The organism is Jiangella alba, assembly GCF_900106035.1.
GTDB classification, from domain to species: domain Bacteria; phylum Actinomycetota; class Actinomycetes; order Jiangellales; family Jiangellaceae; genus Jiangella; species Jiangella alba.
On the sequence record NZ_FNUC01000003.1, the window covers coordinates 953,310 to 968,647 of the forward strand.

The 15,338-nt window shown below is 69.2% G+C and carries 17 protein-coding genes; 7 read left to right on the forward strand and 10 right to left on the reverse strand.

The features are described 5' to 3' along the window. Nucleotides 1-56 precede the first annotated feature (56 nt). The 6 genes from BLV02_RS37065 to BLV02_RS07070 all read left to right on the forward strand — a co-directional run bounded on the left by BLV02_RS37065 (nt 57) and on the right by BLV02_RS07070 (nt 4,790). Nucleotides 57-1,529 (forward strand): methyltransferase domain-containing protein, encoded by a 1,473-nt coding sequence (locus tag BLV02_RS37065; protein WP_069114535.1) that lies wholly within the window; start codon nt 57-59, stop codon nt 1,527-1,529. After that, entirely contained in the window at nt 1,526-1,672 is a 147-nt protein-coding gene (locus BLV02_RS37070) for an RNA 2'-phosphotransferase (RefSeq protein ID WP_216094547.1), read from the forward strand. Before BLV02_RS37065 ends, BLV02_RS37070 begins: the two co-directional genes overlap by 4 nt. 169 nt (nt 1,673-1,841) lie before the next feature. Continuing rightward, nucleotides 1,842-2,459, forward strand: coding sequence for a hypothetical protein (locus BLV02_RS07060; RefSeq protein WP_141711839.1), 618 nt, complete (start codon nt 1,842-1,844; stop codon nt 2,457-2,459). A gap of 450 nt (nt 2,460-2,909) precedes the next feature. Further along, the gene (locus BLV02_RS36365) at nt 2,910-3,068 is read left to right on the forward strand and encodes a hypothetical protein (protein ID WP_171906878.1); all 159 of its coding nucleotides are present in this window, start codon (nt 2,910-2,912) and stop codon (nt 3,066-3,068) included. Between the two features lie 30 nt (nt 3,069-3,098). Beyond that, nucleotides 3,099-4,010 (forward strand): hypothetical protein, encoded by a 912-nt coding sequence (locus BLV02_RS07065; protein WP_141711838.1) that lies wholly within the window; start codon nt 3,099-3,101, stop codon nt 4,008-4,010. A gap of 84 nt (nt 4,011-4,094) precedes the next feature. Further along, nucleotides 4,095-4,790 carry a hypothetical protein gene (locus BLV02_RS07070; protein ID WP_141711837.1) on the forward strand — a complete coding sequence of 232 codons (696 nt, stop codon included), beginning with the start codon at nt 4,095-4,097 and terminating at the stop codon, nt 4,788-4,790. A gap of 394 nt (nt 4,791-5,184) precedes the next feature. Here the strand turns inward: BLV02_RS07070 and BLV02_RS07075 are convergent, their stop codons facing one another. Further along, nucleotides 5,185-6,408 carry a YwqG family protein gene (locus BLV02_RS07075; protein WP_141711836.1) on the reverse strand — a complete coding sequence of 408 codons (1,224 nt, stop codon included), beginning with the start codon at nt 6,406-6,408 and terminating at the stop codon, nt 5,185-5,187. Nucleotides 6,409-6,745: 337 nt separating this feature from the next. Between BLV02_RS07075 and BLV02_RS36370 the strand changes: the two genes are divergently transcribed. Continuing rightward, a complete protein-coding gene (locus BLV02_RS36370; protein WP_171906877.1) occupies nt 6,746-6,910 on the forward strand; it encodes a hypothetical protein in 165 nt (54 codons plus the stop codon). 238 nt (nt 6,911-7,148) lie between these two features. Here BLV02_RS36370 and BLV02_RS07080 read toward each other — a convergent pair whose 3' ends face one another. The 9 genes from BLV02_RS07080 to BLV02_RS07115 all read right to left on the reverse strand — a co-directional run bounded on the left by BLV02_RS07080 (nt 7,149) and on the right by BLV02_RS07115 (nt 15,328). Further along, complete coding sequence (locus tag BLV02_RS07080) at nt 7,149-8,945, reverse strand: type IV secretory system conjugative DNA transfer family protein (protein WP_069114531.1); 1,797 nt, start codon at nt 8,943-8,945, stop codon at nt 7,149-7,151. Continuing rightward, on the reverse strand, nt 8,926-9,480 hold the full coding sequence (locus BLV02_RS07085) for a hypothetical protein (RefSeq protein WP_069114530.1): 555 nt from the start codon (nt 9,478-9,480) through the stop codon (nt 8,926-8,928). Before BLV02_RS07085 ends, BLV02_RS07080 begins: the two co-directional genes overlap by 20 nt. Before the next feature lie 173 nt (nt 9,481-9,653). After that, on the reverse strand, nt 9,654-10,187 hold the full coding sequence (locus BLV02_RS35505) for a hypothetical protein (RefSeq protein WP_141711835.1): 534 nt from the start codon (nt 10,185-10,187) through the stop codon (nt 9,654-9,656). Nucleotides 10,188-10,338: 151 nt separating this feature from the next. After that, a complete protein-coding gene (locus BLV02_RS07095; RefSeq protein ID WP_141711834.1) occupies nt 10,339-10,800 on the reverse strand; it encodes a hypothetical protein in 462 nt (153 codons plus the stop codon). A 133-nt stretch (nt 10,801-10,933) separates the two neighbouring features. After that, on the reverse strand, nt 10,934-11,086 hold the full coding sequence (locus BLV02_RS36375) for a hypothetical protein (protein ID WP_171906876.1): 153 nt from the start codon (nt 11,084-11,086) through the stop codon (nt 10,934-10,936). A 10-nt stretch (nt 11,087-11,096) separates the two neighbouring features. Further along, a complete protein-coding gene (locus tag BLV02_RS07100; protein ID WP_171906875.1) occupies nt 11,097-12,104 on the reverse strand; it encodes a DUF4192 domain-containing protein in 1,008 nt (335 codons plus the stop codon). Nucleotides 12,105-12,275: 171 nt separating this feature from the next. Beyond that, a complete protein-coding gene (locus BLV02_RS07105; protein ID WP_171906874.1) occupies nt 12,276-13,745 on the reverse strand; it encodes a TraC family protein in 1,470 nt (489 codons plus the stop codon). Nucleotides 13,746-13,777: 32 nt separating this feature from the next. Further along, nucleotides 13,778-14,266: a hypothetical protein gene (locus tag BLV02_RS07110; protein ID WP_069114525.1), complete on the reverse strand. Its 489-nt coding sequence runs from the start codon at nt 14,264-14,266 to the stop codon at nt 13,778-13,780. A gap of 372 nt (nt 14,267-14,638) precedes the next feature. Then, nucleotides 14,639-15,328 carry a S1 family peptidase gene (locus tag BLV02_RS07115; RefSeq protein WP_141711833.1) on the reverse strand — a complete coding sequence of 230 codons (690 nt, stop codon included), beginning with the start codon at nt 15,326-15,328 and terminating at the stop codon, nt 14,639-14,641. Nucleotides 15,329-15,338 lie beyond the last annotated feature (10 nt).

Sequence of the window (15,338 nt, forward strand, 5' to 3'; positions counted from 1 at the left end):
CCTGCCGCGGCGCATCCGGGATGAGGGTCGGGCGGCGAGCGACGACGACCGGGCGGGTGCTCGCGCGCTGGTCGAGCTGGGGTGCGGTGCCGGCGCTGTTCGACGAGCAGGTCGACCGGTGGGAGACCGAGCGTCGGCAGTTGCGAGCGGTGCTGGACGAGTCGGCGTACGCGGCGGCGCGACGCACGACGATCAACGCTCACTACACCGACCCCGCCTACGTCCGTCCGATGTGGGACCTGCTGAGCGGCCTGGGATTCACGGAGGGCGAGGTGCTGGAGCCCGGCTGTGGTGCTGGCACGGTCATCGGTCTGGCTCCACCCGGGGCGCGGATGACCGGGATCGAGCTGGACCCCACCAGCGCCGCCATCGCGGCCACCCTGTATACGGAGGCCACGGTTCGGGCAGAGTCGTTCGCCGACACCCGGTTCCCGGCTGGCCACTTCGACGCCGTGATCGGCAACGTGCCGTTCGGCGACATCCGGCTGCACGACCCTCGCCACAATGGCGGCCGGCACAGCCTGCACAACTACGTCATCATCAGGTCTCTCGCCCTGACCCGCCCGGGAGGCCTGCTCGCCCTGTTGACCAGCCACTTCACCCTGGATGCGCAGAACCCGGCCGCACGCCGCGAGATGAACGCGCTGGCGGACTTGATCGCGGCGGTCCGGCTGCCGACCGGCGCGCATCGCCGCGCCGCCGGCAGCGAGGTGGTGACGGATCTGCTGCTGTTCCGGCGCCGCGGCCCCGAGACGCCGCCGCGGTCGACGGTGTGGGAGACCGTCACCGAGCGCGTCATCGACGGCGAGAGCATCCGCCTCAACGCCTACTTCGACCATCACCCCGAGCACATCCTGGGCGAGTTCGCCGTCGGGCCCGGCATGTACAGCGCGACGACCCTGCACGTGAGGGCCGACCCCGCCCGGGCGCCGGCGCGCTTCGCGGCCGTGCTCGACGGCGTCGCCGAGGCAGCGCGCCGCGACGGCCTGATCATGACGCCGCGTTGGGCCTCCTCGGGCCAGGCGCGGCCGGCGGCGCGCGCTCCGGAGGGGCTGTGGGACGGGCATCTGATGGCGGGTGACGACGACACGTTCCAGGTCGCGACCGGCAGCGGTCTGGAGGAATGCCTGGTCCCTGCGACCCAGCGGCGAGAGCTGCGGTCCTTGCTGAGGCTGCGCGACGCCGCACGGGCGCTGCTGAGCACGGAAGCGGCCGACCTCGACGACACCCCGCAGATCCAGCAGCTACGCGCCGACCTGGCCAGTCGGTATCGCGATCACGTGGGCAGGTTCGGTCCGATCAACCGGTTCACGACGCGCCCCACCGGCCGTGTCGATCCCGAGACGGGCGAGCCGCGGACGGTGCGGGCCGCGCCGCCGGTGATGCGGATCTTCCGCAGCGATCCGTTCGCTGCGCTGGTGCGGGGCCTGGAGGTCTTCGACGAGACCACTCAGACCGCCACCCCGGCGGCGATCATGACGCATCGTGTCGTTGTCCCGCGGTCACTCGCACAGGAAGCGACATCGTGACGTTGCGCGGCATCGACCTGACCCGCGAGATCTCTCACGCGCTTCGCCACGAGCCCTGGCTCTACGAACTCGAGCTGGACGATGAGGGCTGGGTTCCTGTCGACCAGATCCTGGCAGGGTTGCGTGAAAAGGTGGCGCCATGACCGGCCCCAGCGCAGCTCTGACCCCGAAACAAGCGATTGGCTTCCCGGCTATACGGTCGGGCGGGGCGGTTCCGAGAGGCGGAAACGCAGCGGCAGCAGGATTGACGTCAGGAGTCCCGATGAGACCCACGCCCGTATGGACGGTGTATCAGCCATGGCCCCTGGCTCCGTGAATCCGGCCCTCATCGAGGTGAGCATCGGGCTTCAATCTCTCGGCTTCAGGAAACGTGCCGGCATGTTGTTCACCCGTGAGGTTGCCGAGGGTGTGCTCGGCTGGCTCGGCCTGAACCGAGCCAGTCGGCACCTCCCGGCCGGTGCGGTTGAAGTCAACCCGGTCGTGGGGATCCGGCACCAGGGCGTTGAGCGCCTCGTTGGCGAGTTGCGCGGCGAGAAGTTCCACGCCTACCAGCCGCCGACGGTGAGCACACCGCTGGGCTACCTCATGCCTGGATCGCGCTACAGGGCGTGGATCTTGGATGCGGTGGACCCGGCGGGGAGCGCGGGAGGCCTCATCGCTTCGGTCGCGAACTATGCACTTCCGTTCATGGAGTCATGTTCGACGCTCACGGAGATTTGCCGGCTCCTCGACCAGGGTCCGGGGTTCGAGCATCAGCTCGTCTACCGGCGCCCCGCGGCTTGGCAGCTCGCCGGCGAATCGGCTCGCTCGCTGGGACTGATCGATACGGCCGATACCGATCTCGGTGATCGCGACGATGCGGCTGCGGCCGAACTTCGTTCCTTCATCGCGGCGTTCCGGGATCGATTCGGGATCAACGAGCCGGGTTGACCTGGAAGTCGATGCCGTGAGCTGCGAGTTGCCAGGCGGCGTGGGTTGGTGATGTGAGCGAAGTGGTCCGATGGCGTCTCTGTGCAATCGAGCTGGGTTCTACTGGCCCGTCGGTTGTTTCGGTGTGCTGCTGGGCGAGTCTTCCGTCGAGCACATAGCTCGCGTAGGTGCTGATCTTCTCTCGTAGCTGACTCCTGATTGAGGTCGACCGCCCGGCGGCGATCTTCAACGATGACCAGCAGGTAGGCGCCATCCTCGTCCTGGGCGACCAGATCGATGGCTTGCCTGTGGCGGTCTGGAACACGCCGTTCTCTCCCATCACCTGGCGCGCATTCTGCCGGAACACCGGCCGGGCTCGGTTACTGGCGGTTGGGTTCCTCCCGGTCGTCATCAACGGTGTCGTCGTCCTGGGTGTCGTCGCGGGTGCGGTCGGCGAGTCCGTAGGCCCGCGTGAGCGCTGCACACGGGTTGTCCAGCACCGAGACCGCCGGCCTGGTCTTCGCCCGCGAGTCGGCAGTGAAGGCGATCGTCGGCGGGATCCTGCGCGAACTGGTGCTGCGCGAACGGGTCCAGGTCGTCGTTTTCGCACACACGTGCAGGCTTGCTTGACCCGCGCTGAATTGGCATTAAGGTGTGCCGGTGCACCTTCCCTTGATTCATTTCAAATCGGGCATACGTGCGTGCCTTCTGGTGGGACTCACCGCGCTCCTGGTGGCTGGGGCGGGCGCCTGCGGAACCGGCGGGGACACCGTCGGGTCGTCCGCTGCTCCGAGCGCGCCAGCGCGCGAGCCGGTCACCGCGACCGCACCGACGGCGGTGCCGTGGTCGGAGGTCGAGACCTATCTCGCGGCCAGGTACGGCCGGTACAGGAAGACTGACTGGCTCGGCCCTGACAACGGCACCCCGGTCAACAGCCTGGCGTCCGAGATCGTGCAGTTCGACCGTGACGTGCCGTATCACGATCGGAGCATCAGTAACTCCGCCGCGGTGACCGAAGCGCTCGGCCACCAGCCTCCGGGAAGCGGGGTCCGGTTCGTCACCACGGACGCTGTGACCCTCGTGCGGTATCCGTCCGCGATGGAGACCTGCGGGACGCAGTGGGTCGACCTGGGCGACGCGGAGGAGAATCATCTGGCCGAGTTCGGGCTGGCGCCGGTCGACCCGCGCGACGTCGAACCATTCGAGGTGCTCAGCTCGATCGTCGGCGAGCCGGAACCGGTCCGGGTGGACGCGGACGGCACGCTGTACGAGATCACCGTGGCCGGCGGAGCCGGACTGCAGCCGACGAGCGCGGCCGCGGCCGACCCTGGTGTCCTCGAGACGCTCGCCGGCGCGGAGTCCCCTGGCTACGTCTTTCTGCCGGCCGGCGTCGGGCCGCTGGAGCTGCACGTCGACTACACCGACATCGCCGCGGCGGCGACCGGGACGCAGGTGCCGGACGACGCGAGCTACAGATCGACCTGGTTGATCAACATCGACATGCCGGAGTTCGACACAGCCCTGCCGCCCGAGGTCGCAGACTGGTCGTGCTTGGAGGACTCCGTGCGCTGAGCAGCCGCTGGATTCCTGGCCCGCAGGTCGGTCCGCCCTGAGACTGGAGCATCGATGTGTCGGATTGCTGTCCTTGGAGTGCTGGTGCCGGCAGCCCTGGCATTGGCAGGCTGCTCTGCGGGCGGAGGCGGCGGTGATCTGCTCGCGGAGGAAGGGGCTTGCGGGTACGACCAGCAGACGCTCTTGCCGGCGATGGAGGCGGCGCTGCCGGCGGACGCCACGGTCCAGGTGGCGGTGAAGATGTCGGGCGCAGGGCAGGAGACCGTTATCGACGCGGTCGTCGCGTACACGCCTACCGGCGCTGAGATGGACATGACGACGCTCTCCAACGGTGAGGGGTTCGCGCTCATCGTCGTCGACGACCGCCTCTTCGTCTCCGACTCGATCAGCGGAGGTGCGTATCAGGAGCTCGACGGCTCCGATCCAGCTGCCGCCCAGCTGCGCAGCCAGGCGGCGAGCATGGATATCGCGTCCTCGTTCGCGGCCTGGGATGCGGGCCTCGAGAGGGTCGAACTGGTCGGCGAGGACGAGATCGACGGCGAACCGGTTTGCCACTACTCGCTGACGGTCGGCGCGGCCGCCGCAGCCGAGGCTCAGGGCGATCCGCTTGTCCCGGGGATGCCGGAAACGGTCACCTATGAGCTGTATCTGACCGAGGGCGACCTCATGCGTCGCGCCGAATTTGAGCTCGGTGGGATCGAGGCCGAGATGAACGCGACCCGCTGGAACGAGCCCGTCGTGATCGAGGCACCCAGCGGCGCCTCACTCAGCGGAAGTTAGGCGACGCACCCGCCGGCACCCGCGGGTCATACGCGTACACGTTCTCGCAGGGAGCCCGGCCAGAGGACTGAAGGCACCGTCGTCGGCAGGGTACACACTGGCGAGGCGGCCTACCTGTGGCGGCAAGACCCGTCCCGCGACCGCGCGAATCGCGGCAGATGCGTGCGAGTCGCGTCGTACGACCCGGCGCAGTTTCGTGGTGCCCGGACATGGCCCGCCCTTGCACTCGACGTCGTGCGGAATCCATGCATGGACAGCACACCTACACAGTCGGCCTGCGGGCACGCGCCCACCGTGAACACGGCAGTTCTATAGGCCGTGACGCACGATGATTCGCAGCACGTTGCTTCTTGACGTCGGGACCATGTGGAAGCGCTGCCGGATCGGTCTCGGTTCAACCGCACTGCCAGGTGAAGAGCGCTTCGCCTGGCCGTTCAGGGTCGGAGACCAGGTAGTAGAGCTGGCCGACGTCGCCCCACATCATGTCGGCGGCGTCGTCGGACGCGACTTGCAGCAGTAGCTGCCAGGTGGAGGCGGCTGATTGGACCTCTGGGTGGTCCCATGCGAACGTCTCGCTCGCCAGTCCGCGGCGTAGTTGTTCGACCTCCATCTCGACTGGCCCTTGCTGTGGGCATGGGTGGCCGCCGATCTGGTGGGTGTCGTAGCCGCCGCCGGGCAGTTTCCAGAGTGCGTCGTAGAGCGCTCGGACCGGTTCTGACGGGCGCGCGCCTTCCTCTTCCACGAGGCCGTGTTTCATCCACACGACCTCTGCCATCGGGGTTTCGTGCGCCGGCCAGGTCAGCGTGCGTATCGCCGTCAGCGCGATGGGCGGGAACGGGGTGAGGCCGGGCGGCACGGGCGTGGCGGCGTCGGTGATGTGCGCGCGGGTGCTGTTCTCCGGGTGAAGGTGGAGGACACGGAATCCAGGGCTCGTTGAGGGGTCCCAGGTGCCGACGGTGCTCTGGTAGTCGTCGTATGCGCCGTCGAAGTAGAAGAAGGCAAGGCGGCCGTCGTGTGGGATGCCCAGCTCGGGCAGCAGCTCCGCGACCGGTGCACAGTCGAAACTGAGCACGTGGCTGAGTGGACCGTGGCCATCCCAGCCAGGCCAGGAGTTGATCGGGAGCGTCGGCAAGCCGCCGAGCTGGGCGATCACGGGGTCGCCTTCGCCCGCGTGGACGAGCCTCAAAGCGGGGCGAAGCATGGCTCGGAACTCCTCTGCCGCTGGGGCGGGCAGATGCTCCCGGGCGAGCGCGGTCACGTGGCTGATGCGTTCTTCGGTCTCGTCGAGTGATCGGGTCAGCGACGCGGGCGCGGAGCCCTTGTCGGCGGGCTGAACGACTTCGACACCGCCACCGGCCTCGGCGCGAAGGACGACCTGTGTCTCCACTCCATGCGCATCGCGCAGCCTGATCGTTGCGGTGAGTGTTCCGTCACGATTCAGCAGGATGCCGTTGCTGGAGCCTCCGAACGGCTGTGCAGGCCCGCCGATGGGCAGCTGCTTCATGCTCGACCGGTGATGCTGGTCGATTCGTCGCTGGATCTCTTCCCGAAGTGCGGCACGGCGGGCCATCAACTCGTCGTACCGATCGGTCCGCTTAGCTCGTTTTGCTCCGAACACGACCGTTAACCTAGCGGCGCCCGATGCACCTGACCAGAAGGACCGCGGTCGAGGACACCTCGACTGGGCCGACGGGCCTCGGTGCCTTGCGGTTGTCGATCCGGTACTCGCGTAGGAAGGGACGGAATGGGTCTGACCGTAACCAGGATCGCCGCACCCGCGGGCCAGCTCGACAGCGGAGACGTCCTACGGGGACTGGAAGGTTTGATCGCCTTCCGCGCGATTCTGCCCGCGCAGAAGTGGTTCGTGCTCGATGTCGTGCGGCGCGAGCACTACCAGGCGAGGTTGAGCGATTCCGCGGACGGACGAGCTGCAAGGTCTCGCCGAAACCGTCGGGATGCCGTCGCTTCTCGCTCATGTCGAGGACAGTGACTGCTCTTTTGCCCTGGGCATCTCGGGTCGTGATGCGCCGGCGCTGGTGGTGTTCAATCCTGACCTCGCCGCAGTCTATGGCGAGCCTGCCGGCATCGTGGACAAGTTCGCGGCCTATGTCGGTCGATGATGTGCTGCTGACGCTGCGAGCGACGTCGAGCAGGTCTTTCGTGTCCTGTGGAAGGACGCGACGAGAATACGTTCGGCCGACCGGTGAAGGGTGCTGGAGGCTGACGACACGTTCGGGGACGCTTGGCTCGCTTGCCGTAGTGACGCGATGCCATTCCGACCGTTCCCAGCGTCGGGTGCGCTGTCCGCGATCCCTCGGGCGGTGGCCTCGTTTGCCTTGCGCCGTTGGCTGGTGCGGACTATTTGGTGCCGTGTGTGGGTGGACGGCCGTGTTGGTGGAGAGATGCTTCGACGGCTGTCCGGTCGGTGGTCAGCCGGCGGGTGTCGGGGCGGCGGGTCCAGGGGCGCAGGTTGGTGATGATGGGTGGTGCGGTGCGCAGGATCGTGACGCCGGTGCCGAAGGGCAGGGTGCGCAGCCGGTCGGGTGGGAGGATTGGGACGCGGCGGATGGATTGCTGGTTGGAGCGGCCGCCGTGGGGGTCGATGGTGGTGGAGCCGGTGTATTCGTCGCGTTCCCCGATGAGCACGGCCAGGTCCTGGAGATCGCGGGTGCTGGAGGTGCCGCCGAGGATCATTTTGACGATGGCGGCGTCCCAGATCGCGCCTGCGGCGTTGTCACCCCATTTGGTGCGGGCTTGGGACATGGACTGCAGGACAGGCAGGGTGGTGATCCCGGACCCGCCGCCTTCGGCCATCAACACCGGTAGGGACGGGAGCGGGGCGAGGTTGCCGATCTCGTCGAGCGCGAGCAGGAGCGGCGGGTCGAGGCGGGCGCCGGGCGAGGACGCGGCGAGGCGGCGGGCGGTCTCGACGAGGTCTTCGACGAACGCCGCGACGAGCGCGGAGGAGGCGCCGGCTCCGGCGCCGGTGGCGAGCAGGTAGACGGTGCCGCCGTCGGTGAGGAACGTGGCGGGGTCGAAGTGCTCGCCGGGGCGGGGTGTGACGGCGTCCAGCACTCTCGGGTCGGCAAGGGCGGACAGGGCGAGGGACACGCCTTGCCAGATGGAGTCGCGGGTTCTCGGGTCGGCGGCGATCATTGCGTCGAGGGAGTCGGCCCACCCGGTGGCCGCGCCCGGGTGGGCGTTGAGGATGGCGACGGCGTCGTGGGCGGCGCTGGGGTCGAGGGTCCAGCGGAACAGGTCCGCCGGGGAACGGTGGTCCAGGGCGGCGGCGTGCAGGAGCGCTTGCAGGGCGGTGCGGGTTTTGGCTTCCCAGAAGCCGCCGTTGTCGATTCCGCCGCCGCCGAGGCCGGTCGCGGCTGCGAGGCCGGTGGCGCGGATCATCGCGGTGAGCGGGTCGTCGCAGCCGCGCACGGGGGACCAGCGCAGCCCGGCCGGGAGACCGGGTGCGAGGTGTTGGGGGTCGAACACGGCGACCGGTCCGACGCGTTGCCGTGCGTGCAGGGTGACGGCGAGGTTGTCCGGGCGGGTGGAGGTGGTCACGACGGCGCCGGGCGCGTCGAGGATGGCGTTGATCACGATGTGCAGGCCCTTCCCGGAGCGGGGTGGCCCGATCAGCAGGATGGAGTCCTCGACGCTCGCCCACACCTGGCGGCCGTGGGCGTGGCCGAGCTGGTACCCGAGATCGGCTGGCGACGGGTGGGTGAGGGAGGGGCGCAGGGTGGCGCCGCGGCGGACCAGGGCACGTGCGGAGGCGTGCCGGGCGACCTCGGCGCGGGTCGCGGTCCCGGCCAGGCGCCGCGGATCCGCCCGGGTTCGGTGTGCCTGTCCGGTGATCCAGCGGCGCAGCCACCATCCCGCGACCGCCACGACGGCCAGCAGGGTCCCGGTGAGGGCCCAGTAGACGACGGGGTTGAGGCCGGGTGCGTCGAGGGCGCGGCCCGGATCGGCCGGGTCGACGAGCACACCGAGCACCACGCCGGGTCCTGCGGTGGGCTGCGCGGTGCCGGTGAGGGCGGCGGTGAGGCTGGCGGTGGCGCGCAGCACCAGCACGATGACCCCGAGCCCGGCCAGCATGGCGAGGGCGAGGTTGGTCAGCGTGTCGGTGCCGGCGCGCTCACTGCGCGGCGCCGTCATGGCGGTCGCCGGGTTCGCCGCGGGTGGCGGTGGTGACGGTGCCGGAGATCCGCCCGATCAGGACGACCTCACCGGCGGGTTGGGTGGTGTGGGCGAGGCTGAGCCAGGCCCGTGCGGTCCCGGTGGGGCCGGCGCTGGTGGTCAGCACCGCGACCGCGACGGTGACCTGTTCGCCGGGGATGAACCCGGCGCCGGTCACGATGCCGCGGAACCCACCCGCCCCGGGGGCCTGACTTGTGTCGCTCGGCCCGCTGCGCCGGCGGGGTGGGGTGAGGATGTCGGTGAACCTCGACCCGTCGCTCTCACGGACCTCGACCCGCAGCGGCTGGTCCCGTTCGCTGGTGAGGGTGTCGAGGATGGTGGCGAGGTCGTCGCGGCGCCAGCCCTCGCTCCCGGCTGGCGGGTTGACGGGTTGCTGGTCGACGGTGACGTCCAGGGCGCCGGTCTGGTCGTCGGTGACGGTGACGATCACGTGCGGCAGCACCGGCGGCGTCGCCGTGCCAGGGTCGTCGTCACCGGATCGCGGGCCGGTCACGAGGCGTCACCGCGCGCAGCCGGTCGGGCGAGCACGGCAGGATGACGGCTGCTGATGGGCTGTCTCACTACAGCCCGGTACGCCGCCGCCCCCAGCAACCACCGCTGCCCGGTGCCGATGTCTGGACAACCGACCGGGGCGCGGCGGCCCGATCGCTGGGACAATCTCCGGATCTAGGCGTCGATGCCGGGCGGTGCCACGGTGACCTGGTCGGGGGTGGTCGGCAGCGCCGCACGCTGTGTGTGAGCCACTCCTCGGCGGACCGCCTCAAGGGCGTGGGCGGCGTTCCATTCCGCGAGCGACGCGGCGAGCGCGGTGTGCAGTGCAGTGGTCGCCAGTTGGGCGCTCTCGATCGACACGTCGAGCCGCTGCGCCATGTCGTCAACGCTCAGCGGAGCGTCGATGGGGCCGATCTCCGTGCACCCGCCGTCGATCGCGGCGAACCGCACGGATGCCCGCTCCCGGGTCAGCGAGGGGTAGGCGTAGATCGTGACCCAGCCCATCCGGTGGATCGATCCCGTGCTCCAGAAGCGGAAGTTGTCCCATCGCACGCGGTCGGGTTCGAACCCGGGAAGTGTTTCGATCTGGTCCAGTGCGTGTACGACCGGGAGATCCCACGTCCGTGCCGCACGCTCGGCCGCGGGGACGTCGCCGGCTGCGTCTCGTGTCGTGAGGTGGTTCGGCCCAAGGCCGCTGTGATCCGTCATGAACGGCAGGTGCGCAGACGTCCCGTGGCCACACCGGCGCGTCGCCGGGCGCTTCGGTGTCTTGACGCGATGCGCGGGCGGCGGGGTGGCGTGGGCCGATCTTGCACTACGTTCCGGCTGCTGCGTGGTCGGTCCGCGTGGATTCGTCTGGTCAGAGATCGATGCCGGGTCGGCGCGGCTCGGCCGCACGCTGGTCGCGCCCGGCCGATGGATGTCGGGGGAGCGCCGGTGTGGCGGCCCTGGGGAGGTGCGCGGTGGTCCATTCGGCGAGCGCGGTGGTGAGCGCCACGCGCAGTGCGGTGTTAGCCAGTTCAGCGCTGCGGACCGGTACGGCGAGGCGTTTCGCCACGTCGTACACGGTCAGAGTCCGGCGGGCAGGGCCGGTGACGGTGAACCCGTCCACGGATGCCGCGAACCGCACGAACGTCCGTACTGGCGTGGGCGACGGGAACGCGTAGACCGAGATCCGGCTGATAAGGCTGTCCGCATCCCACCGGTAGTAGCGGTACTGGTTCCAGCCGATGCGGCCGGGTTCGAACCCGGGCAGGGTCTCGATCTGGTCCAGTGCCCGTGCGACCAACACGTTCCAGGGCCGGCCCGGTCGGCTGGTCACGGTGGGCCGCTGTCGCTGACGTATTTAGGCATGTGAGACTCCGATTCGGGGCTCCGCGGCGTCGGCGGCCGGGTTCGCGTGTGGACGCATGATCCTGTCGCTCGCGACCGCAGGGTGATGAACTGGAGATGTCTCAACCGCGGATGTGGGCGACCTCGACGTCGGCGTTGTGCACGAGGTCGACGGGGAACGTGGGTCCGCCGTGCTGGGTGCGAGCCTTCACGAATCGCGTCAGTAGACGCTCCACGCGGCTGTGAAGCTGACGGTGATCGTTGATGTTCTCCACCGGGTGCTCCTCACATCTCGTGTTCGGGTCGAGCGGGACCGGGCTGCGTGCCTCGTTGCTGTGCGGTGAGGTCTGGCCCGAGATCCGTGCCGAGGTGTGGGTGTTGGGACATGACGGCGTCCCATTCCTGTGGGTGGATGCCTGTCTGCACGGCGACGGCCAGGAGTTCTGCGAGGGGGTACGGCCGGTCCTGGGGCACCTGGTCCAGAGCGCACCATGCCATGGCCCCGTCGCCGTACAGCCAGCTTGCGAAGGCCAGCATCGAAGCTGGAGCTGCTCGCACGTCATCCGGAGCTCTCTTCGTCATGTCGGTCCATAGCGTGACGTGGGAGTCGACGTTGTCCCGAGTCAGATCGGCCAACAGCCGATCTCGGATCGAGATGGAGTCGGCCGCGACAAGCAGTCGCGCCGCATCGCTGTCGCCCAGTCGGTGGCCGTCGGCATGGAACTGTTCGAGTCGGTCGAGGGCCCACCGGGTCTCCGTCCGTGGCGTGCTCTGCCGGGCCGATGCGTGGGCGTGGGGCAGGAGCTTCGCCACAGGCTCGCGATCTCCGATCAGCGACGCGGCGAACGAGTCGCGACTGACCGCTGGTTGAGTGCGCCCGGCTGCGATGGTCATCACGGTGATGCGATCCCTGGCCGCTTGGGTCAGAAGGCCGGATTCGCCGCTGTCGAGGTCGCTCCAGTGGGAGTCGCTCGCCCAGAGCCGCATCTGCGTGTCGATGCCGATGCTGTCGAGGCGGACGGCGAATTCCTGGCTGACCATGTCAGCCGCGTTGCAGTCGTCAGTCACGCAGACGATGCTGAAGCTGGCGCCGGCCCGGACGTGGCGGCTGAGCCCGTCGCTGAGTGACGCCCACATCGCCGCGCGGTCATCTGGCGTGATCGGGAGATCGGCACGAGCGATGGGAAGGTCGGAACGCATCGGCATGAACACGATCGATTCGTCCGGCTGGAACCCGAGCAGATGAGGGATAGCGGCGATCAGCTCGTCGGGGGTTCGGATCACAAGCTTCATGCAGTCAAAGTGCGCACGGACCCCCACACAAGGGCCATGAAGATTCGATGTCGTCGGAAAGTCCCGCCCCACGACGACCCTTCCGGACGAGCCGCGCATGATCGATGGACAGCAGGCGTTTCAGATGCAGTTCGAGCGTCGACGCGCAGCGGAGTCCAGGGCCGAGCACCCTCATAAATTCGACGAACCGTTGACACCCATCCGGGCGCGGGTGTCGAACGCGTCCAGTTCGGCCGGGTGGAGCTGGTGTTGGATCACGAAGGACCGGTCGGCGATGCGCCACAGGCCTTGCCCGGTGCCCAGGGTGGGCAGGAGGTGTTGTTCGGTGCGGGTGAGCCCGAGCGTGTGCGCGGTCGGGCCGAGCTGGTCGCTTTCCTGCCGGTAGATGACCCGGGTCTCGGCGTTGGCCAGTAGCGACGACGCGAGCGCCCGAGCGGCGCTGCCGGCATCGCCGACGGTGTCCAGGTCGGACAGTTTGTGGAAGAGGAGCATGTTGGCGATGCCGTAGTGGCGGGCGAGGCGCCAGTGCGCGTCCATGCGGCGCAGCAGCGCGGGGTGGGCCATGAGCCGCCAGGCCTCGTCGTAGATCACCCAGCGTTGCCCGCCGGCCGGGTCGAGCAGCGCGGCTTCCATCCACGCTGACGCGCACGTCATGAGCACCGACACCAGAGCGGCGTTCTCGGCCACCCGGGACAGGTCCAGGCTCATCATCGGCAGTGACGGATCGAACCTGACGGTCGATGGGCCGTCGAACAACCCGGCCAGGTCACCGGCGACCAGGCGCCGCAGTGCGTGCCCGACGTGCCGGCCGTCCTCGCCCAAGCGCGGGTCGGCATCGGGGTCGGGGGTGAGGATGCGGTCGACCACCATCGGCAGCACCGGCACCTCCGCCGCGGCAACGGTGGCGGTGAGGGCGGCGTCGATGGCGGTGTGCTCGACCGGCGTCAACGCCCGCGCGAGGACGGTCTCGGCCAGGGCGCCGAGCAGGTCGCGGCGCCGCGCGCCCACCTGTGCGGCCCAGTCGGCGTCGCTCAGGCCGGCGGGGCGGTAGCCCTCGTCGAGTGGGTTCAGCCTCGCGGGCAGGCCGTGCCCGAGCACGATCGCGCGGCCACCGACCAGCTGCGCGACGGCGGTGTGCTCGCCCTTCGGGTCGCCGGGCACGTAGACGCGCCGCCCGAACGCGATACTGCGGGCGTACAGGGACTTGGCCAGCGACGACTTGCCCGAGCCGACGATCCCGGCGACCACCACGTTCGGGGCGGTGAGGACGCCGTGGGCGTAGAGGACCCACGGGTCGTACACGAAGGACCCGCCGCTGTAGAGGTCCTGCCCGACGAACACCCCGGCCGCGCCGAGCCCGGCCTCGGCCAGGAACGGGTACGCGCCGGCCAGTGTCGCCGAGGTGTCCTGATGGCGCGGCAGCCTCAGTCGTCCCGGGGTCCGCAGCGCCGCAGGGCCTGCCTCGCCGGCCCGTGGCAGCAGCGGCAGCGCGGCCTCCGCCCGCAGCTCCTCGGCCCTGGCCTGCTCGGCGTCGCGGCGCTCGCGCGCCGCTGCCGCGGTGCGCTGCGCCGCCGCGCGACGTCTCGCGGCGCGGACCCGTCGCGGCTGCCCTTGTGGATCCACCAGGACCGCCGCATGCACCCGGCCCTCCTCGTCGCGGCCCGAGCGGCGGTTCACAAGCCGAGCCCGCCGTCGTCGGCGGCACCCGGAGGCGTCCAGGCCGGGCTGCTCGTGCGTGGCAGCAGCCGCTGCGACGGCGGAGGCGGCGGCGGCGGCGCCGCGGGCGCCTGCCACGCCGTCCGGCCCGGCGGGGGAGGAGCCACGTAGTCGGTGCGATCCTCTAGGTCCCACGCCTCGGTCACCATCTGCGCCATACGGCGCGCGTTGCGGGCGCCCCGACGCAGCCGACTGGTGATCTTGCGGGTCGCGGCCGCACCGGCGACCGGGTCTCCACCGATCATCGTGTCCGACCCCGCATACCCGTCGTACGCGTCGGCCAGTTGCTCCAACGTCGTCTGCAGCGCATCCGTCGCCCACCGCAGCGACTCCAGCGTCCGGTACGCCGTGATCCTGTCCGGCGGATGCCGGGTCGCATGCGCCAACCCCCGCATCGCCTCACGCACCTCGAACGCATCCCGTACCGGATCCTCGTACGTCGCCATCGCCCAACGCCCCTGACCTCATCGACGACATGTCGAAGGACAGGTGCGCCCTGCGCACCGCCGCGGTCCGAACCGGACGACACCCCTTTGGGGATAGCGGTCGTCGGTCCGAGGACTCACTCGCCCGCCGTCTGCCCGATCCCGCACACAGCAGCGTTTCGAGGCCGGCGGCAGTTCGCTGTCGAAGCCATCGTCGTCGGTCTGCTCGCCGAGCGGGCATGTGACTTCGTTGCGAACCTCGCTCACCTGTCTAATCGTGGCCAGGCGAGATGGCGGGACGTAGCGGAATTGGTCAGCGCCGCGCGACTGACTAGGGCTTCGGTCTGCCAGTGACTCTGAGACGCTGTGGCTGACGTACCGCCAGGCGGTGAGTCAGCCGCTAGCGATTATCTCCAGCGCATGTTCAATGGCATGTGCCTGTGAGATACCGGCGGCCGCAAGGTGATCCCATCCATCCTCCGGTACCGGATCTTGGGTGTAGGAGCCTTTGATTACTGCGGCAACCTTGAGAACGCCCTTCTCGTGGTCACGGAAGACGACTGGCGCTCCGGACATGCCGGGGTTGGCGATGAGGTCGAGGTACAGCACTCTGATCCCATCGACCTCCCCCATGCCCCCCATACAGCCCCGCTTGACCAGGGGCATGGACCGAAGCCCCATCTTCGGGATGACCATCGACAGATTTCCCGGAAAGCCCGCAGTGAGGATCTCTTGGCCAATCACAATCTGGTCCGAACTAGCGGGTAGCGTCAGACTGCGCCGCGCTAGGTCATCGTTGGCCTTGAACACGGCGACGTCATGCTTTGGATCTAGTGGCCCGATGCGCTCGAGATGATCCGGGTGGGTGTCCTTAGTGTGCTCGCCACCGGCATCGGGGATAGGCTTGAGGATCACCAGCTCGAACCGCTCGCCGATCGTGAGATGTGCCGCGGTTATCAAGTACTGCTCCTCGTCGACATCGATGACGAAGCATGTGCCCCAGAGTCCTCGCGCGTACGAGCTAAACCGAAGGATGCGATGTAACACCTGCACTTCGGCATGCAGTGGCTGCCATATGGCCATGGTCCCCCCA